Below are 19,352 nucleotides of genomic sequence, written 5' to 3' on the forward strand. Positions count from 1 at the left end.
TGACGTGAGAGCGCCACGCGTGGGAGGCGGAACGCGGCGACGGCGCGCCTCGCGGGCGGGCCGGTGCCCCATCGGGCAGGGACGGTGCGCGCCCGGGCGCGCGATCGTGCTGGAGGGCGGGGCGCGGTCGTCGCATCCTGGCAGCGGGAGGGGCTCATGGGCAGGAGCCGCGGCGCTGTGCACGGGGTCGAGCCGGGCGCTCCGCGTGGCAGGGCGGCGGCGCCGAGGGCGTCCGTCGCGGCGCCGGCCGCGCAGCGCGGACGCGCCGGGCCGGCGCTCGCCGCGGGTCCGGTCGCGAGCGTGTCGGGGCTCGCGCTCGCCGGGGGGCTCCTGCAGCAGCTCCAGTCGGCGGCGGGCAACGGTGCGGTGACGAACGTGGTGTCGGTGCCGCCCGTCGTGCCGACGGTCGTCGTGTCGAGAGACCCCGACACCGGGCCGCGGCCGGCGGACGACGCACCGGCCGACGTGCCGGCGAGGTACGCCCGGCTGCTGCGACCGAGCCTCACCGAGGCGCAGACCCAGGCGCTCGGACGTGCCGTCGGCGGCGCCCCGCTCGTCGAGGCCGTGCGGCGGCGCGACGCGCTGCGGCTGCGGCTGGAGCAGCTCGACCGCGACCGGCCCTCGGCGGGGGTGGAGCCCGCGGAGGTCGTCGCCGCGCGGGAGGACGCGCGGGCGCAGGAGCGGGAGCTCACCGCGAGGATCGAGCGGGAGCTCGCGGCGCTCGGCGTCCCCGACGAGCGCGCGCTCGTGGCCCTCGTGGAGCGGGACTTCCCCGAGCAGTTCCTGGAGCACGCGAAGACCGTCGCGCAGGAGCTGCTCGCCGACAACGAGCGGGAGGCCCTCGCGGAGCGGGACCGCTACGCGCTGCAGGTGTGCTCGCCCGACCTCGAGGGGCTGCTCGAGGCGGACCGGACGCTCGCGAGCCTCGACTACCGGTCGCTCGAGATCTCCGTGGCCGCGGCCGAGCGGGTGCTCAGCAGGTACGCGCCGTCGGCCGGCGTCCTCACGCCGGCCGAGCTGGTGCAGAGCCTCCCCGAGAGCGAGCGGTCGGTGGGGGTGGACATCGCGAACCTCGACCGGAACCGGCAGCAGCTCCCGAGCAGGCGCGCCGTCTACGACCGTGCCCGCCTCGGGCTCGGTCGGCGCTTCCCCCTCCTGCTCAGCGACGGCTACCGGCCAGGTTCCTTCGCCGGCGCGCCGCCCGAGGAGCTCGGGCGTCTCACGGGCGAGCCGATCGCGGTCGTCGTCGAGAACATCGCGCGCGTGCGGGAGGCGATCGACCGGGACCGGCTCAAGGTCTGGAACCTGCGCTTCGTGGTCCGCCTCACGCAGGAGCGGCTGGGCGTGGACGATCCGGTGCTGCTCGCGGCGGTGCACCGGCGGATCGAGCTCGCGGAGGCCGACGAGTCGTTCCTCGCGGCCGCCAAGGTGGCGCTCGCGATCACGACGTCGTTGCTCGCCGGCGCTCTCCTCACCCCGCTGGCGGGAGCGGCCGTCGCGGCCGCCTGGGGCGTCGAGACGCTCACGGGCGACGTCACGGCCTACCGGGACGAGTCGGCGGCCGAGGGCGTCGCCCTCGACGCGGCCGTCGCCGACCTGTCGCTCGACGAGCCGACCCTCACGTGGATCGTCCTCGACGCGATCTTCCTGGCGCTCGACGTCGGGGCGGTGGCGCGCGGGCTGCGTCCGGTCGGCCGGGCGCTCACCGCGGCGCCGTCCGCGCTCCGTCTCCGCGCGTTCCGGGGCAGGGCCGCGGTCTTGTTCGGCGAGGACGTCGCCGAACGGCTCGCGTCGCGCGCCGCGAGCCGGTTCGGCATCACCGCGGCGGGCCGGGAGCTCGCCGAGCAGCAGCTGCGGGCGGCGCGCCAGGTCCTCGCCGGGCTCGACCTGTCCGACGAGGCGGTCGCGCGCGTGCTCGCGAAGGGCACCCACGTCGAGCACCTCAAGGGCCAGCTCGTGGAGGAGCTCGCGCACCGCGACATCGCCCGGCGCCTCGCGCAGGGTGCCGACCGCACGCTGGGGGTCGCGGACCGGACGGGCCTCGAGGTCCTCGAGGGGCACCGGCTCAGCGACCTGAGCGGTCGGGAGCTCACCGACGGCATGATCGTGCGTCGCGGACGCGACGGCGTGCTCGACGTCGTCACCGTCGTCGAGGCCAAGGCCGGTCCCAGCGCCGCCCAGGGGCTCCGCCGCACCGCCTCCGAGCTGGGAGACCCCGAGGAGTTCGCGCGCTTCGTCATCGAGCAGGAGCGGAGCCGCGTGGTGACGGTGCTGCGCACCGCAGGTCTCGGGGCCGACGCCGACGCCGTCGCGCGCGGGGCCGTCGGCGTCTCCGACGCCGCGGTCGACGCGATCGCGCGCGAGCAGAGCCTGCGGCGCGTCGTGACCCAGGCCGAGCTCGGCGGCCAGGTCCGCCGGGACGTCGAACGCCTCGCGCCGGGGGCGGACGACGCCGGCGACGTCGTCACGATCCTGGTCGACGGCGCACCCACCCCGGTCCGGCTCAGCCCGACGCGGACGCGCTTCGTCGGCGCGCTGCCGTCGGACGTGCCGGCGGCCGCCATCGAGGCCGACCTCGCCCGGCAGGGCTTCTCCTACGCGACGCTCCCGGTCGACGTCCCGGCGGCGCGGGTGACCGCGCTGGCCGAGCGGCTCGCCACCGTTGTGGCCGCGGCCCCGGCGCCGTGAGCGCGGCCCGGGGAGGGCGGCGGCCGCGGGACGGGCTCAGGCCGCGCCGGTGCGCGAGGCGAGCACGCGGCGGAACGACTCGAGCCGCGCGGCGCGGGCCGCGCGGGTCTCGTCGTCGGGCGACGCCTCGACCCACTCGTCGAGCGCGCAGTCCGGGGCGTCGTCGAGGTGGGTGCACCCGCGCGGGCAGTCCGCGGCGACCGCGTCGAGGTCCTCGAACGCGTGCAGCAGGTGGTCGACCTGCACGTGCGCGAGGCCGAACGACCGCACGCCGGGGGTGTCGATGACCCACCCGCCGCCCGGCAGGCGCAGCGCGACGGCCGACGTCGACGTGTGCCGGCCGCGACCCGTGACGTCGTTGACGTGGCCCGTCGCACGCTGCGCGTCCGGGACGAGCGCGTTGACGAGCGTCGACTTGCCGACGCCCGAGTGCCCGACGAACACGGACGTGCGTCCGGCCAGCGCAGCGCGCACCGCGCCGAGCGGCTCGATCGCCCAGCCGTCCGGCGCGAGGCCGTCGGGCGCGCGGCGCGTCACGACGACGGACACCCCGAGCGGCTCGTACAGCGCGCGCAGCGGCTCCGGGTCGGCGAGGTCCGCCTTGGTGAGGCACAGCAGGACGTCCATGCCGGCGTCGTACGCAGCGACCACGCACCGGTCGATCATGCGTGTGCGCGGCTCGGGCTCGGCGAGCGCGGTGACGACGACGAGCTGGTCGGCGTTGGCCACGATCACGCGCTCGTAGGGGTCGGTGTCGTCGGCCGTGCGGCGCAGCACCGACGACCGGTCCTGGATGCGCACGATCCGCGCGAGCGACCCGTCGTCGCCGGTCACGTCCCCGACGAGGTCCACCCGGTCCCCGCACACGATGCGGGTGCGGCCGAGCTCGCGCGCCTTCATCGCGAGGACCGTGCGCTCGTCCTCGCCGGTCGCGTCGCCGCCGTCCGGGCCGTCGTGCCCGACGAGCAGCGTGTACCGGCCGCGGTCCACGCCCGTGACGAACCCCGTCACCGCGTCCGCGTGCTCGGGCCGCTGCTTGGTGCGGGGACGGCTGCCGCGCTTGCCGGGGCGCGAGCGGAAGTCGGACTCGTCCGGGACGCGGCGGGCCATCAGCGGGCCGCCGCTCCCTCGCCGGGTCCCGTCCCGCCGCCGAGCATGCGCTGCCACATGTCCGCGAACCCGGGCAGCGTCTTGGCCGTCGTCTCGACGTTCTCGACGCCGACCCCCGGGACGCGCAGGCCGATCACGGCCGCGGAGGTCGCCATGCGGTGGTCGTGGTAGGTGCGGAACAGCGCGCCGTGCAGGGGGCGCGGCGTGATGACGAGGCCGTCGCGCGTCTCCTCCGCCTGCCCGCCGAGGCGCGTGATCTCCGTCGCGAGCGCGGCCAGCCGGTCGGTCTCGTGCCCGCGCAGGTGGGCGATGCCGCGCAGGCGGCTGGGGGAGTCCGCGAGGGCAGCCAGCGCGGCGATCGTCGGCGCGAGCTCGCCGGCGGCGTGCAGGTCGACGTCGACGCCGCGCACCTCGCCGGTGCCCGTCACGGACAGCACGTCGCCGTCCAGCGACGCGGTCGCGCCCATCGACTCGAGCAGCTCCGGGACCATCGCGCCGGGCTGGGTCGTCGCCGTCGGCCAGCCCGTGACGCGGACGGTGCCGCCCGCCACGAGCGCGGCCGCGAGGAAGGGCGCGGCGTTCGACAGGTCCGGCTCGACCTGCACGTCGCGCGCCGCGATCGGACCGGGCTCGACCCGCCAGATCGCGGGCCGCGAGTCGTCGACGACGACCCCGACCTCGCGCAGGACCTCCACCGTCATCTCGATGTGCGGCATGCTCGGCAGCGTGTGGCCGATTTGCCGGACGGTGAGGCCCTGGTCGTAGCGCGCGGCCGCGAGGAGGAGCCCGGAGACGAACTGGCTCGACGCCGACGCGTCGACGTCGACCGACCCGCCGCGCACCCGGCCGCGGCCGCGGATCGTGAACGGGAGCGTCGTCGGGAGCCCGTCGCCGTCGCCGTCGACCGGCACGTCGAGCGCGCTGAGCGCCGCGAGCACCGGGCCCATGGGGCGCACGCGCGCGCCCTCGTCGCCGTCGAACCGGACCGTGCCGTCGGCGAGCGCCGCGAGCGGCGGCAGGAAGCGCATGACGGTGCCGGCCAGGCCGCAGTCGACCTCGACGGGCCCGCGCAGCGGTCCGGGGGTCACGTGCAGCTCGCTCGGCGACGCGCCCTCCTCGACGCCGACGCCGAGCGTGCGCAGGGCGGCGATCATGAGGTCCGCGTCGCGGCTGCGCAGCGCACCGCGCAGCGTCCCGGGGCCGTCGGCGAGCGCGGCCAGCACGAGCAGCCGGTTCGTGAGCGACTTGGACCCCGGGACCTCGACCGTCGCGTCGAGCGGCCCGCCCGCCGTGGGCGCGGCCCAGCCCTCGTCGACGGCGGGGGGCACGGGCGCGGCGGAGGGCGTGGTCGTCATGGCCTCCAGGCTAGTGGAGGCACCGTGCCCGACGGCGGACGGTACCGCCGGGCGGACGCGTCCCGACCGCGTCAGGCGACCTTCGCGCGGACGGCGGCCTCGGCGTCGTGCACGGCGTCCGCGGCGAGGCCGGCGGCGTGCTGGGCCGCCTCCTGGGCGGCCTTCGTGGCGCGCCGCGCCGAGCGCCCGGCCTCCTTGGCCGCGCGCTTCGCCGCGCTCTTCGTGGAGCGGCTCGCCTCCTTCGCCGCTCCCCGGGCCGAGGCCGAGACGTCCTTCACGGCCCCCTTCGCGCTCGCGACCACGGCCTCCTGCTTCGCCTGCTTGGCGAGCGCGAGGTCGTGCCGGGCCTTCTCGAGGCGCCACTGCACGCCCGGGCGGCCCTCGTAGTCCGCGCCCGCGATGAGCGCCGCGCCGATCGCGCCGACGTTCGCCACGAACTTGCGCGTGCGCTCGGCGCGCGTCGCCCCGCCCGAGGTGAAGGGCTGGTTGACGACCGCGAGCGGCACCGTGAGCGCGGCGAGGGTCAGGGCCGCCGTGCGGGGCGCCTTGCCGACGGCGAGGAACAGCCCGGCGACGGCCGTCGCGGCCCCGTGGGCGCGCACGAGCACCGCGACCTGCTTCTCGCTGAGCGGAGCCTCGATGCCGGCGCTCTTCTCGACGAGCTCGACGCCCGAGCGCGCGGCTCGCACGTGCTCGGCGGGCTTGAGCGCGGCCTGGAGCCCGTCGTAGACGAACCACGAGGCCAGCATGGGCCTCGCGAGGTGACGCAGCAGCATCGGTTCTCTCCTCATCGCCGGTGACTCGCCGGGGTCCGCCGCAGGCGTCCACCGGTCGGTCCCAGCCTGCCGCGACCGCCGGGACGGCGCCACCCGCGGACCGTGAGGCACGCCTCACGTCGGAGCGTCAGAGCCTCGGCGGGGGCGGGAATGCGCGCGGGCACGCGGGGGTTGCACCACTCGTGACCGTCCTGCTCGAGACTCCCGCACCCGCCGCCCGGGCCGCGTCGTCGACCCCCGGGGCGCCGACGGCGGACGCGGCGTTCGCCGCCGCGTGGTCGGCACCGGTCACGTCACCGGACACCCAGACGAACAGGGGACTAGGCTCGTTGTTGATGACAGAGCGAATCTCCGGCAGCGACGTCTCCGGCAGCCCCGCGACGACGTCGGGAACGACGCCGGTCGAGGGCACGACGCTGCCCACGGACACGGACGCCGAGGACACGAACCGCGCGCCGCAGACCGAGAGCGACGCCGCGCGCGCCGCGCGGTTCGAGCAGGACGCGCTGCAGTACCTCGACCAGCTGTACTCCGCGGCGCTGCGCATGACGCGCAACCCGTCGGACGCCGAGGACCTGGTGCAGGAGACGTTCGCGAAGGCGTTCGCGGCGTTCCACCAGTACCGGCCGGGCACGAACCTCAAGGCGTGGCTGTACCGCATCCTCACGAACACGTTCATCAACACGTACCGCAAGAAGCAGCGCGAGCCGCAGCAGGCGCAGACGGACGACGTCGAGGACTGGCAGATCGCGCGCGCCGCGTCGCACACGTCGCAGGGGCTGCGCTCCGCCGAGGCGGAGGCGCTCGACCGGCTGCCGGACTCGGACGTGAAGCGCGCGCTGCAGGAGCTGCCCGAGGACCGACGCATGGTCGTGTACTACGCGGACGTCGAGGGCTTCCCCTACAAGGAGATCGCGGAGATCATGGGGACACCGATCGGCACGGTCATGTCCCGCCTGCACCGAGGCAGGCGCCAGCTGCGCGAGCTGTTGGCCGACTACGCCGTGAGGCGAGGACTGGTGGGGGCCAAGACCCCCGGAGGTGAGTCGTGAGCACGTCAGAGAGCCGGATCCCGGGGCGCGGCCCGGCCGAGGAGACGGTGACGCCCATCCCGCACTCGACCGCGGGGGAGTCGGAGTGCGAGCACGCGCTCACGCACCTCTACGAGTACCTCGACTCGGAGATGACGCCGGACGACGAGCTGCGCATGCGTGCGCACGTCGCGCACTGCTCGCCGTGCCTCGCCGAGCTGAGCGTCGAGGAGCTCGTCAAGCAGCTCGTGCGCCGCTCGTGCCACGAGAAGGCGCCGGCGGGGCTGCGGGAGCGCATCCACACGCAGCTCACGGTCATGGTCACGACGACGACCGTCGTCGAGACCCGCTGAGACCCGCCTGAGGGGCCGCCGGCCGCCGCGGGACCGAGAAGAGCGAGAGGGCCCGGACCGACGTCGTCGGTCCGGGCCCTCTCGCCGTCCCCCGGAGGGGTGCGCCGTCTCAGGCGTTGGGGCGCTTGCCGTGGTTCGCGGCGTTGCCCTTGCGGCTGCGACGCTTGCGTCCGCGCTTGCTCATGGTGTTCTCCTGACGATCGGGGGAGCCCCGCCGGTCTCGGCGGGTCAAGTCCGCCCACCATCGTCCCACACGCGACCCCTTGCCTCGGCCGAGCACGCGATATATCGTGTCTTGCGAAACGAGATATATCGCGAGTGTCCCACGCGACCGCTGCCATGGCGCAGGGGCGCGACCACGGACGGAGCACAGGATGACGCAGGAGAGCTGGACCGTCACCGGTCCGCAGGCCATCGACCTCGCGCGCGTGCGGACGCTCGACGCGACCGTCATCGGCGGACGCATCGACGTCGTCGCGCACGACGACCCGACGCGCACCGACACGCGCGTCGAGGTCCACTCGGTCGTGGGCCGCCCCCTGGAGGTGCGCCTCGAGGGGACCACGCTCCGGGTCGGCTACGGCCCCTTCGTCGCGGGCTGGAAGGGCTTCCTCGAGCGCTTCCGCACCTACACGGGCAAGGACGCGGCCGACGTCCACGTCGCCGTGCCGGCGACGACGACGGTCAAGGTCGCGACCGTGCAGGGCGAGGCCCTCGTCGCGGGCGTGCGCGACGGCGCCCGGCTGGCGACCGTCTCCGGCTCCGTGATGACGAGCCGCACGCGCGGCGAGCTGCGCGTCGACACGGTCTCGGGCGAGGTCTCGGCGAGCGAGCACGACGGCCCGGTCCGCATGGACTCCGTGTCCGGCGGCCTCACCGCGACCGGTGCGCTCCGTGCGCTGCGCCTCGACTCCGTCTCGGGGTCCGTCACCGTCGACACCCGGACGACCCCGTCCGAGATCACCGTGAGCGCCGTCTCCGCCGACGTGCTCGTGCGCCTGCCCGACCCCGACGCGATGGACTACGCGATCCGCTGCGTGAGCGGGCGCCTCCTCGTGGACGGCGCGGAGCAGCGCGGGTCCGCACGCTCGTTCCACCAGCCCGCGCGGTCCGGGAAGGGGTCGCCGGTTCGGGTCTCCGCCGTCTCCGGCGACGTGACCGTCCTGCGCGGGGCGCCGGAGGAGACGTCGTGGGACGCGGCCGGGCACCCGGTCGAGGACGCCCCGGCCGACGCCGACGCCCCCGTGTGGGGGGCCCCGGGGGCTCGCGGCGGCGCGCCGTCGAGCGGGCCGGTGGACCGCTGATGGCCACCGTCTTCGCGCACGGCGAGCTCCGGCTCTACCTCCTGGCGCTCCTCGACACGGGGCCCAAGCACGGCTACGAGCTCATCACCGAGCTCTCGGAGCGCTTCGGCGGCACCTACCGACCGAGCGCCGGGACCATCTATCCCCGCCTCGCGCGGCTCGAGGACGAGGGCCTCGTGCACCGCAGCGCGGACGGTCGCAAGACGACGTACGAGCTGACGCCCGCCGGTCGCGCGGAGATCGAGGCGCGTCGCGCGGACGTCGCGGCGCTGGAGCACGGCATCGCCGAGACGGTGCGCCAGCGCGCCGAGGCGCTGCGCGCCGACGTGCAGGGCTCGCTGAAGGGCCTGCGGGCCGAGCTCGCGGCCGCAGCGCAGACCGCGCGCGCCCGCCCGCGCGACGGAGAGGCCGACCCACGGCGCCGCGAGTCGTACGCGTGGCGCATGGAGGCCGAGGCGCTGCTCCAGCGATTCCGCGAGGACGTGCGCGCCGACCTGCGCCGGGCCGACGCGGCGAGCGTCGTCTCGGAGCTCACGGTCGACACCCTGCGCACCGTGCTCGACAGCGCGCGCAAGGCCGTGCGAGCGACCCTGCCCTGACCGACGATCACGAGAAACCCCTCGACGAACGACCAGCACCGCACCCCTGAACCGCAGCACCGAACGAGGAGAAGCGCATGAGCACCGAGTCCTGGGTCATCAACGCCCCCCAGACCGTCGACGTCGCCGACGTCCGGCGCGTCGTCGTCCAGCTCACTGACGGCGCGGTCGACGTCGTCGCCGACCCCGCGCGCGAGGCCGGGGCGCACCTCTACGTCAGCGAGGTGTCCGAGCGCCCCCTGCAGGTGAGCGTCCACGACGGCGAGCTGCGCGTCGGCTACGACTTCGCCGGCGTCGAGGGCCTCGTCGAGCGGGCCAAGGGCCTGCGCGACAAGGACCGCGCCGTGGTCCGCCTCACCGTCCCCGCCCACGTGCCGGTCAAGGTGACGACCGCGCGCGCCGCGGCCTCCGTCGTCGGGACGCGGGCCGACCTGTCCGTGACGACCGCGAAGGGCGCGGTGCGCGTCCAGGGCGTGTCGGGCACGGCGTCGATCAAGACGGCGACCGGCGCGGTCGACGTCGGCGAGCACGTCGGCGACGTCCACGTGAGCACCGCGTCCGGGGCGGTCACGCTCGGCGGGACCCTCGGCCGGGTGTCCGTCAACACCGTGACGAGCGGCGTCGAGGTCGTGGCGCGCGAGAGCACACCGCTCGTCGACGCCCGCACCGTCTCCGGCGACGTGGCCGTGCGCCTCGGCGCCGGGTCGCCGGTCAACCTCAAGGCCCGCAGCGTCACCGGCAAGGCCGTGCTCGACGGCGTCCGCCTGGACTCCGCCGCGCAGCGCACGACGTCGGTCGACCACGTCGACCAGCCGGGCGCCGGCGGCGCGTACGTCTCCGCGAACACCGTCTCGGGCGACCTCACGGTCTCGCGCGGCTGACGCCGACGCGCCGACGGCCCGCCGTCCCAGGAGTGGTCCTGGGGCGACGGGCCGTCGGCGTGCGTGGTCGGTTCAGACCGTGTCGTCCGGCAGGCCCAGCCACGCGTGCCAGCCCGTGTGCAGGACGAGCCAGGCCATGAGCCCGTAGCCCGCCTGCCCGGGGAACCCGTTGCCGCTCTGGGCGAGGTCCGCGAGCCACTGCTCGTGCGTCACGAGGGGGCTGAACGTGTCCACGTACGGCACGCGGCGCCGGTTCGCGACGTCCGAGAAGGCGTGCGAGAGCTCGGCGAGCCGCTCGGCGTCCTGCGCGTGGCCCGGCGGGGGGCCCACGACGAACGTCGGCAGGCGGTGCGACTCCGCGACGTCGAGCACGTTCGCGAGGTTGAGGCGCGAGCGCGCGACCGAGAGCCCCGCGTCCAGGTCGTGGCGGCCGAGGCCGATGACGAGGCGGTTGTCCACGTCCGGCTCGGGGGCGAACCGCCGCGCGGTCTCCGCCTCCCAGCGCTGGCTGAGCGCCGTCGTCGTCTCGCCGGGGATGGCGAGCGGGAACACGTAGGCCGGCTGGGGGAAGCGTGTGCGCGCGACGACGCGCCCCGCCCACCCCAGGGCCTTCGCGTCGCCGACGCCGGCGCTCAGCTCGTCGCCGACGACGCAGATCCGTACCTCACGACTCACGGCGTCCTCCACGGGCGCCATTCTCCCCGACGCGGACCGCGTGGGTCGAAACCGCCTCGTGGCGACGGCGTGTCCAGCCGGGCATATCGGACGGACCGCCCACGACCTGGCGGGTCAGAGCAGCGTCGCGCCCCAGACGACCTCGTGCGAGGCGCCCGGCTCGAGCCGGACGAGGCGGTCGCCGGTGCGGAACGCGTCCGCGATGCAGCTCATCGGCTCCGCGGCGACGCCGGACCGACGGAACGCGACGTCCCCCACGTGGTCGCCCGTGCAGACCTGCCACGTGTCCATGGAGCCGTCCATCCAGACGGCGGACGTGCGGCCGTCGGGGGCGGACAGGCGCATCCAGGACAGGCCGTCGGCGTCGCGCAGCACGTCGACGTAGGCGTCGTCGAGGTCGACGCCCGCGAGCAGGCGCGGCTCGCGCAGGTCGTAGCTCCCCGCGACGGGCTCGGTGCCGGTGGGCAGGAGCCGCTCGTCGGTCGTGACGCGGGTCGCGGCGTCGAGGCGCAGCGTGCACTCGTCGAGGTTCGCGCCGTCGGCGGACAGCCAGGGGTGGAAGCCGATCCCGTAGGGGGCGGTCGCGCCGCCGACGTTCGTGGTCCGCACGTGGACGCGCAGCCCCGCGTCGTCGAGCGAGTAGGTGACGCGCGTGACGAGGTCGAACGGGTAGCCGGGCGACGGCGGCAGGTGCAGCTCGAGCGTCGCGCGCGCGGCCTCGTGCTCGACGACGACCCAGCGCTGCCAGCAGGCGAGCCCGTGGAGGGCCGTGCCGCGCTCGGGCTCCGACACGGGCACCTGGTACGCCGTGTCGTCCACCTCGTACGCGCCGTCGCGCAGCCGGTTGGGCCAGGGGAGCAGGACCGCGCCGTTGAACGCGGGTGCGACCTCGTCCTCCGCGAAGGGGGTGAAGACGGGCCGGCCGCCCACCGCGTACTCGCGCACGGCCGCTCCCACCTCGGTGATCGTCGCTGCGTGCTCGCCGTGGGCGATGCGGACCTGGGTCCCCGAGGGGGCATGGGTGTTCACGCTCACATACGGTACTCGGCGTGCGAGCGTGCGCGATGCGCTCTCGGCAGTCAGACTCGGTGCCCGGGTGTGTCTCCCGACGCACCCGACGCAGCACGAGGAGGAACGATGGAACGACAGGTGCTCGGACGCACGGGACGGCTCGTCTCGGTCGTCGGACTGGGAACCTGGCAGCTCGGCGCCGACTGGGGCGACGTGAGCGAGGACGACGCGCGCGCCGTGCTCGACGCCTCGGCCGAGGCCGGCGTGACGTTCTTCGACACCGCGGACGTCTACGGCGACGGGCGCAGCGAGCAGATCATCGGCGGCTACCTCGCGGACAACCCGGGCCACGCGATCACTGTCGCGACTAAGATGGGACGCCGCGAGGCCCAGGACGCGGACAACTTCACTCTCGCGAAGTTCCGCGAGTGGACCGACCGGTCGCGTCGGAACCTCCGGACGGACCGCCTCGACCTCGTCCAGCTCCACTGCCCCCCGACGGCGGTCTACTCGCGCGACGAGGTCTATGACGGGCTCGACACGCTCGTCGCCGAGGGCGCGATCGCCAGCTACGGCGTGAGCGTCGAGACCGTCGACGAGGCGCTCACCGCGATCGCGCGCCCCCGTGTCGCGACCGTGCAGATCATCCTCAACGCGTTCCGGCTCAAGCCGCTCGACGCCGTGCTGCCCGCGGCGTCCGCCGCCGGGGTCGGCGTCATCGCGCGCGTGCCGCTCGCGTCCGGGCTGCTGTCGGGGAAGTACACGAAGGACACGACCTTCGCCGCCGACGACCATCGCACGTACAACCGCGACGGCAGCGCGTTCGACGTCGGCGAGACGTTCTCGGGCGTCGACTTCGAGACCGGCGTCCGGGCGGCGGGCGAGTTCACCACGCTCGTGCAGGACGTCGTCGGGCAGGAGCTCACGCCCGCCCAGGTCGCGATCGCGTGGGTCTGGCAGCAGCCGGGCGTGTCGACCGTCATCCCCGGCGCGCGCAACGTCGAGCAGGCCCGCTCGAACGCCGCCGCGGGCGACGCCGACGTCCTCGGCCCGCTCTTCACCTCGGGCGTCCGCGAAATCTACGACCGCCACCTGCGCGCGGCGGTCCACGACCGCTGGTGACCCGCGAGATCGACCCGTACGTCGCCAGATCGACCCCCTGAGGGTCGATCTCGGACGCTCGGGTCGATCTCGCGTTGGCGGCGACGACTCCCGGGCTCCCGGGCGCGACAGTGCCGCACGCACCGACGACGAAGACCCCCTCCGCGAGGGGGCCTTCGTCGTGTCCGGGGCCGGAGCCCGGCCGCGTCAGCGGGCGAACGCCTGCTCGAGGAGCACGGCCTGCTGGGCCTGGTGCTTCTTCGCCGTGCCCGCGGCGGTCGACGCCGACGCCGGACGCGAGACGACGCTCACGCGCGGCAGGTCCTCGGGCAGGTTGATGTGCACGAACGACCAGGCGCCCTGGTTCTCCGGCTCGTCCTGGACCCACACGACCTCGGCGCCCGGGTACTTCGCGAGCTCGGCCCGGATGCCGTCGACGTCGAGCGGGTAGAGCTGCTCGAGGCGGACGAGCGCCACGCCCTCGTCGCCGCGCTTGGTGCGCTCGGCGAGGAGGTCGTAGTAGACGCGGCCCGTGCTGAGCAGCACGCGGTCGACCTTCGCCGGCTCCGCGGTCGCGTCCGGGAGGACGGGCCGGAACGTGCCGGTCGTGAAGTCCTCGACGCTCGACGCGGCGGCCTTGAGGCGCAGGAGCTGCTTCGGCGTGAAGACGATGAGCGGACGACGTGGGCGGGCGTACGCCTGCTGGCGCAGCAGGTGGAAGTACGACGCGGGCGTCGACGGCTGCGCGATCGTCATGTTGTCCTCGGCGGCGAGCTGCAGGAACCGCTCGATGCGCGCCGACGAGTGGTCCGGCCCCTGGCCCTCGTAGCCGTGGGGGAGCAGCATGACGACCGAGGAGTGCTGGCCCCACTTCTGCTCGGCGGACGAGATGAACTCGTCGATCACCGTCTGGGCGCCGTTGACGAAGTCGCCGAACTGCGCCTCCCACAGCACGAGCGCGTCTGGGCGCTCGACGGAGTAGCCGTACTCGAAGCCGAGCGCGGCGTACTCGGACAGGGACGAGTCGTAGACCCAGAACTTGGCCTGGTCCGCCGACAGGTACAGCAGCGGCGTCCACTCGGCGCCCGTCTCGCGGTCGTGCAGGACGGCGTGGCGCTGCACGAACGTGCCGCGGCGCGAGTCCTGCCCGGCGAGGCGCACGGGCGTGCCCTCCGCGAGGAGCGAGCCGAACGCGGCGAGCTCGCCGAAGCCCCAGTCGATGCCGCCCTCGACGGACATCTGCCGACGCTTCTCGAGGAGCTGCGCGAGCTTGGGGTGGACGGTGAAGCCCTCCGGCGGCGCGACGTGCACCTGGCCGACGCGCTCGAGGACCGAGCGGTCGATCGCCGTCTTCCAGCCGACCATCGTGCCGGCGTCCTCGAGCTGGGACTCCGGGCGCTCGAGGCCGGCGATCGGCTCGCGGTCCGCGGCGGGCGTGAAGCCGCCCTCCTTGGTCTCGGTGAACACGCGCTCGAGCTGGGCCTGGTAGTCCTGGAGGACGTGCTCGGCCTCCTCGAGCGTGATGTCGCCGCGCGCGACGAGGTTCTCGGTGTAGAGCTTGCGCACCGAGCGCTTGGCCTCGATGAGGTTGTACATGAGCGGCTGCGTCATCGAGGGGTCGTCGCCCTCGTTGTGACCGCGGCGGCGGTAGCAGATCATGTCGATGATCACGTCGCGGTCGAACTGCTCGCGGAACGCGAAGGCCAGCTCCGCGACGCGCACGCACGCCTCCGGGTCGTCGCCGTTCACGTGGAAGATCGGGACCTGGTAGCCCTTGGCGACGTCGGTCGCGTACGTCGTCGAGCGCGACGACGACGGGCCGGTGGTGAAGCCGACCTGGTTGTTGATGAGCACGTGCACCGTGCCGCCCGTGCGGTACCCGCGCAGCTGCGCGAGGTTGAGCACCTCGGGCACGACGCCCTGGCCCGCGAAGGCCGCGTCGCCGTGGATGAGGATCGGCAGGACGGAGAACCCGTCGCCGCCCAGGTCGATGCGGTCCTGCTTGGCGCGCACGATGCCCTCGAGCACCGGGTCGACCGCCTCGAGGTGCGACGGGTTGGCGGCGAGGTAGACCTTGGTCGTCGCGCCGGTCTCGGCGGTGAAGACGCCCTCGGTGCCGAGGTGGTACTTCACGTCGCCCGAGCCCTGCACGCTCTTCGGGTCGAGGTTGCCCTCGAACTCGGCGAAGATCTGCGCGTAGCTCTTGCCCGCGATGTTGGCGAGCACGTTGAGGCGGCCGCGGTGGGCCATGCCGATGCCGACCTCGTCGAGGCCGTTCTCCGCCGCCTTCGACAGGATGGCGTCGAGCAGCGGGATGAGCGCCTCGCCGCCCTCGAGCGAGAAGCGCTTCTGCCCGACGAACTTCGTCTGCAGGAACGTCTCGAACGCCTCGGCCGAGTTGAGACGGCGCAGGATGCGGAGCTGGTCCTCGCGGGGCGTGCGCGCGTACCCGGACTCGAGCCGCTCCTGCAGCCACTTGCGCTGCGTGCGGTCGGCCAGGTGCATGTACTCCACGCCGACGGTGCGGCAGTAGGAGTCGCGCAGCAGACCGAGGATGTCGCGCAGCGAGGACTTGGTCCTGCCGCCGAAGCCGCCCGTGGGGAACGTGCGGTCCAGGTCCCACAGCGTCATCCCGTGGTTCTGGATGTCCAGGTCGCCGTGCTTGCGCTGCCGGTACGCGAGCGGGTCGGTGTCGGCCATGAGGTGCCCGCGCGACCGGTACGAGTGGATGAGCTCGGCGATCTTCGCGGGCTTGGCCGCCTCGATCTCGGCGTCCGTCGTGTTGTCGCGGACCCAGCGCACCGGCTCGTACGGGATGCGCAGCGCCGCGAACACGCGGTCGTAGAAGCCGTCCTCGCCGAGGAGCTTCTGCGACAGGATCCGCAGGAACTCGCCCGACTGCGCGCCCTGGATGATGCGGTGGTCGTAGGTCGACGTGATGGTCAGGACCTTCGAGATGCCCAGGCGCGCGAGGCGCTCGGTCGACGCGCCCGCGAACTCCGCGGGGTAGTCCATCGCACCGACGCCGATGATCGTGCCCTGGCCCGCCATGAGGCGCGGGACCGAGTGCACGGTGCCGATGCCGCCGGGGTTGGTGAGCGAGATCGTGGTCCCGGCGAAGTCGTCGACGCCGAGCTTGCCGCCGCGCGCGCGGCGCACGAGGTCCTCGTAGGCCGCCCAGAACTGGGCGAAGTCCATCGTCTCGGCCTTCTTGATGCTCGGCACGAGGAGCTGGCGCGACCCGTCCGGCTTCGCCAGGTCGATGGCGAGGCCGAAGTTGACGTGCGCCGGCTGGTTCACCGCGGGCTTGCCGTCGAGCTGCGTGTAGCTCGCGTTCATGACCGGCATGTCCGCCAGCGCCTCGACGAGCGCGAACCCGATGAGGTGGGTGAACGAGATCTTGCCGCCGCGGCCGCGCGCGAGGTGGTTGTTGATGACGATCCGGTTGTCGACCATGAGCTTGGCCGGCACCGCGCGCACCGACGTCGCCGTCGGCACCTGGATGCTGGCCTCCATGTTCGTCACGACGCGCGCCGCGGGCCCGCGGAGCTTCTGCACGTCGTCCCCGCCGGCCTCCGCCTCGGCCGTCGGCGCGCCGGCGACCTTGCGGGCCGGGACCTGCGCGTACGGCGCGGTCGCGGGCTGGGCGGTCGCGACGGGGCGCGTAGCCCGGACGGCCTCGGCGGCGGCGTTGACCGCGGGGTCGGCCGGGAGCTTCGGGGGCTTGACCCGCTGCGCCGCCTCGGCGGCGGCCGAGCCGTCCGTCACGGCGGCGGGAGCGACCGGCGCGGAGGGGGCTGCCGGGGCCGCGGCGGGCGCCGCGGAGGACCCGTTCACGGGCGTCGACGGCGCGTCGGCCGTCGTCGTGGCTGCCTCGGCACGCTCTGCCGGACGGTAGTCCTCGAAGAAGTCCCACCACGCGGGGTCGACCGCGTTCTTGTCCAGGAGATACTGCTCGTACAGCTCGTCGACCAGCCACTCGTTCGCTCCGAACACGGAGCTTGCGTCGCTGATCGCCTCTGACTCAGCCTTCGGGGACACGCGAGGATCGCCCACTTTCACACACAGGTCGCTGTCGGTCACAGTCTGCGAGCAGACGCGTGACGGCACGCGCGAGGCGTGGCGCCCGACGTCGGCACAGACTCGTCCGGATTCCGGACCACTCCAGCCTAGGCCCTCGACGGCGGCCCAGCGGGCTGCGCGGGGCGTTCGCGCGCGGCCTGTCCGCGGGTTCTTCACGCTGCGTCTGGGCCAGGCAAACGTGACCCCACGCGGACCTCGTCGGACGGCAAGATCGCGGAATTCCACGCCATCGCGAGGTATCCGGGCCGCGCGGTGTGATGGATATCACGCACGCGGCCGACCCCGTGTCCGCGCTGTCAGCGGCGGGCTCAGCGCGTCGTCGGGCCCTCGGGGCCGGGCGCCGGGTCGCCGAGCGGGTCGAGCCCGACGGCGCGGGAGCGGGCCGGGAGCGTGACGCGCATCGTCGCGCCGCTGCGCGAGTCCGCGACCTCGATCCGTCCGCCGTGGAGGTCGATCGCCCACCGGACGATCGCCAGGCCGATGCCCGTCCCGCCCGTCGAGCCACCTGTCGTCGTGTGCGTGCCCGTCGCGCTGGCCCGGGCGAAGCGCTCGAAGATGCGCTCGCGGTCCTCCTTCGCGATCCCCGGGCCCTCGTCCACGATCTCGAGCACGACGTCGTCGTCCACCGGGTACGCCTCGAGCCGGATCTCGCCCCCCTGCGGGGAGTGCCGGATCGCGTTCTGCAGGAGGTTCGTCACGACCTGGTGCAGGCGCTCGCGGTCCGCCTCGAGCACGAGGTCGGGCGGCGTGACGTCCACGACGTACCGCAGCTGCTTCCCGGCCTCCACCATCGACACCGCCTCGGCGTTCTCCTCGAGGAAGTCGCCGACGTCGATCTCGGTGATGTTGAGGGCCGCCGCGCCGGCCTCGATGCGCGACAGGTCCAGGAGGTAGGAGACGAGGCGCGTGAGGCGCTCCGTCTGGGCCAGCGCCATCTCCATGGTCGCGGGCGTCGGCTGCGTGACGCCGTCGACGACGTTCTCGAGCTGCGCCTGGAGCGCCGCGATCGGCGTCCGCAGCTCGTGCGACACGTTCGCGATGAGCTCGCGGCGCACCTGGTCGCTCGTCGCGAGGTCCTCCGCCATGACGTTGAACGCGACGGCGAGCTGGCCCACCTCGTCACGGCTCGTCGCCCGCACCCGCCGCGTGTAGTCGCCGTCGGCCATCGCGCGCGCCGCCGCCGTCATCTCGCGCAGCGGCGACGTCATCCCGCGCGCGAGGAGCTGGGTGAGCAGCAGCGACAGGACGATCGCGAGCGGGAACGTGCGCGACGGCCCGAGCTGGTTCTGCAGCCCGATCCACGTGATGAGGACGGCGAGCGTGACGGTCGCGGCCACGAGCACGCCGAGCTTGATCTTCAGCGAGCGGAACGAGTCGAGCGGACGGACGTCGGGCAGGTGCGGGCGGATCGTGTGCGCCCGGTGCAGGCCGTTCCGCGCCGGAGCGCTCGTCGACCCGCCCGCGCCGTCGACCGGGTCGGCAGGGCCAGCGGGGTGGGAGGTCATCCGGCGGGCGGCTCGAACGCGTAGCCGACGCCGTGCACCGTGCGGATGAGGTCGGCGCCGAGCTTGCGGCGCAGCGCCTTGATGTGCGAGTCGACGGTGCGCGTCCCGCTCGCGTCCGCCCAGTCCCAGACCTCCGCGAGGAGACGCTCGCGCGTGAGGACGGTCTTGGGCGAGCTCGCCAGCATGACGAGGAGCTCGAACTCGGTGGGCGTGAGGTGGACCTCGTCGCCCGCGCGGTAGACGCGGCGCTGGGCCTTGTCGATGGTCACGTCACCGACCGTCATGGGCGGGTCGGTCGGGGCGGCGCTCGCGGCCTGGGTGGCGCGGTCGACCCGGCGCAGCAGCGCCTTGATGCGCGCGACCAGCTCGCGCATCGAGAAGGGCTTCGTCATGTAGTCGTCGGCACCCACGCCGAGCCCGATGAGCATGTCGGTCTCGTCGTCGCGCGCGGTGAGCATGAGGATCGGCACGGGCTGCTCGGCCTGGATGCGCCGGGTGACCTCGAGGCCGTCGATGCCGGGCAGCATGACGTCGAGCACGATGACGTCCGGGCGCAGCCGTGTCGCGGCGTCGACGCCGGAGAGCCCGTCGCGCGCGACCTCGACGCGCCAGCCCTCCGCGCTCAGGCGCTGCGCGATCGCCGTCGCGATGGCGGGCTCGTCCTCGACGACGAGGACCGTGGCGGCCTGCTGCGGGGTGCCGCCCGTCAACGGCGCCGTCGTGGGCACGGGCCCGCGGCCCGGGACGGGACCGGCGCCCGCGCCGGTCGGTGATGCGCTCGCTGCCCTCGGATCTGCCATGGGATACAGCGTGGCACACGTCGGCCCAGGTCGGCCGGATTTCGCCGCCGCCGGGCGGCCGGGCGCCGTGCGGCCGGGCG

At 74.4% G+C, this 19,352-nt stretch carries 16 protein-coding genes; 7 read left to right on the top strand and 9 right to left on the bottom strand.

The features are described 5' to 3' along the window. Window positions 1-156: 156 nt before the first annotated feature. Window positions 157-2,688, top strand: a complete 2,532-nt coding sequence (locus tag ACZ402_RS04630) for a hypothetical protein (protein WP_375824250.1) — start codon at window positions 157-159, stop codon at window positions 2,686-2,688. Window positions 2,689-2,724: 36 nt separating this feature from the next. Here ACZ402_RS04630 and rsgA read toward each other — a convergent pair whose 3' ends face one another. From rsgA to ACZ402_RS04645, 3 genes are all read right to left on the bottom strand, one after another. Further along, window positions 2,725-3,798, bottom strand: coding sequence for a ribosome small subunit-dependent GTPase A (gene rsgA, locus ACZ402_RS04635; protein WP_375824251.1), 1,074 nt, complete (start codon window positions 3,796-3,798; stop codon window positions 2,725-2,727). Next, the gene (gene aroA, locus ACZ402_RS04640; RefSeq protein WP_375824253.1) at window positions 3,798-5,153 is read right to left on the bottom strand and encodes a 3-phosphoshikimate 1-carboxyvinyltransferase; all 1,356 of its coding nucleotides are present in this window, start codon (window positions 5,151-5,153) and stop codon (window positions 3,798-3,800) included. The genes rsgA and aroA overlap by 1 nt, the downstream gene beginning before the upstream one ends. A 71-nt stretch (window positions 5,154-5,224) precedes the next feature. After that, window positions 5,225-5,929: a DoxX family membrane protein gene (locus tag ACZ402_RS04645; RefSeq protein ID WP_375824255.1), complete on the bottom strand. Its 705-nt coding sequence runs from the start codon at window positions 5,927-5,929 to the stop codon at window positions 5,225-5,227. A gap of 335 nt (window positions 5,930-6,264) precedes the next feature. Between ACZ402_RS04645 and ACZ402_RS04650 the strand changes: the two genes are divergently transcribed. Together ACZ402_RS04650 and rsrA are read left to right on the top strand one after the other, a co-directional pair. Further along, entirely contained in the window at window positions 6,265-6,981 is a 717-nt protein-coding gene (locus ACZ402_RS04650) for a sigma-70 family RNA polymerase sigma factor (protein WP_255318746.1), read from the top strand. Then, window positions 6,978-7,313, top strand: a complete 336-nt coding sequence (gene rsrA / locus ACZ402_RS04655; RefSeq protein ID WP_375824256.1) for a mycothiol system anti-sigma-R factor — start codon at window positions 6,978-6,980, stop codon at window positions 7,311-7,313. The genes ACZ402_RS04650 and rsrA overlap by 4 nt, the downstream gene beginning before the upstream one ends. Before the next feature lie 109 nt (window positions 7,314-7,422). Here rsrA and ACZ402_RS04660 read toward each other — a convergent pair whose 3' ends face one another. Continuing rightward, on the bottom strand, window positions 7,423-7,497 hold the full coding sequence (locus tag ACZ402_RS04660) for a 50S ribosomal protein bL37 (RefSeq protein ID WP_099052597.1): 75 nt from the start codon (window positions 7,495-7,497) through the stop codon (window positions 7,423-7,425). 190 nt (window positions 7,498-7,687) lie between these two features. On the opposite strand from ACZ402_RS04660, the gene ACZ402_RS04665 reads away from it, so the two are divergent. The 3 genes from ACZ402_RS04665 (at window position 7,688) to ACZ402_RS04675 (ending at window position 10,097) form a co-directional block, all read left to right on the top strand. Further along, a complete protein-coding gene (locus ACZ402_RS04665) occupies window positions 7,688-8,617 on the top strand; it encodes a DUF4097 family beta strand repeat-containing protein (RefSeq protein ID WP_375824257.1) in 930 nt (309 codons plus the stop codon). Further along, window positions 8,617-9,216, top strand: a complete 600-nt coding sequence (locus ACZ402_RS04670) for a PadR family transcriptional regulator (RefSeq protein WP_375824258.1) — start codon at window positions 8,617-8,619, stop codon at window positions 9,214-9,216. Before ACZ402_RS04665 ends, ACZ402_RS04670 begins: the two co-directional genes overlap by 1 nt. A gap of 77 nt (window positions 9,217-9,293) precedes the next feature. After that, the gene (locus ACZ402_RS04675) at window positions 9,294-10,097 is read left to right on the top strand and encodes a DUF4097 family beta strand repeat-containing protein (RefSeq protein ID WP_375824259.1); all 804 of its coding nucleotides are present in this window, start codon (window positions 9,294-9,296) and stop codon (window positions 10,095-10,097) included. A gap of 72 nt (window positions 10,098-10,169) precedes the next feature. Here ACZ402_RS04675 and ACZ402_RS04680 read toward each other — a convergent pair whose 3' ends face one another. Continuing rightward, the gene (locus ACZ402_RS04680; protein WP_047232150.1) at window positions 10,170-10,793 is read right to left on the bottom strand and encodes a GDSL-type esterase/lipase family protein; all 624 of its coding nucleotides are present in this window, start codon (window positions 10,791-10,793) and stop codon (window positions 10,170-10,172) included. A gap of 93 nt (window positions 10,794-10,886) precedes the next feature. Then, the gene (locus ACZ402_RS04685; protein ID WP_375824260.1) at window positions 10,887-11,801 is read right to left on the bottom strand and encodes an aldose 1-epimerase family protein; all 915 of its coding nucleotides are present in this window, start codon (window positions 11,799-11,801) and stop codon (window positions 10,887-10,889) included. Window positions 11,802-11,909: 108 nt separating this feature from the next. Here ACZ402_RS04685 and ACZ402_RS04690 point away from each other — a divergent pair, with 108 nt between their 5' ends. After that, window positions 11,910-12,905 (top strand): aldo/keto reductase, encoded by a 996-nt coding sequence (locus ACZ402_RS04690; protein ID WP_375824261.1) that lies wholly within the window; start codon window positions 11,910-11,912, stop codon window positions 12,903-12,905. A 186-nt stretch (window positions 12,906-13,091) separates the two neighbouring features. On the opposite strand, the gene ACZ402_RS04695 is transcribed toward ACZ402_RS04690, so the two are convergent. The 3 genes from ACZ402_RS04695 to ACZ402_RS04705 form a co-directional block, all read right to left on the bottom strand. After that, window positions 13,092-16,880, bottom strand: a complete 3,789-nt coding sequence (locus ACZ402_RS04695; RefSeq protein WP_375824262.1) for a multifunctional oxoglutarate decarboxylase/oxoglutarate dehydrogenase thiamine pyrophosphate-binding subunit/dihydrolipoyllysine-residue succinyltransferase subunit — start codon at window positions 16,878-16,880, stop codon at window positions 13,092-13,094. A 395-nt stretch (window positions 16,881-17,275) separates the two neighbouring features. After that, window positions 17,276-18,472: a sensor histidine kinase gene (locus tag ACZ402_RS04700; protein WP_375824263.1), complete on the bottom strand. Its 1,197-nt coding sequence runs from the start codon at window positions 18,470-18,472 to the stop codon at window positions 17,276-17,278. Beyond that, a complete protein-coding gene (locus ACZ402_RS04705; RefSeq protein ID WP_253053309.1) occupies window positions 18,469-19,272 on the bottom strand; it encodes a response regulator transcription factor in 804 nt (267 codons plus the stop codon). Before ACZ402_RS04705 ends, ACZ402_RS04700 begins: the two co-directional genes overlap by 4 nt. Between the last annotated feature and the right edge of the window lie 80 nt (window positions 19,273-19,352).

The sequence above is a fragment of the Cellulosimicrobium sp. NPDC030954 genome, from assembly GCF_055571305.1.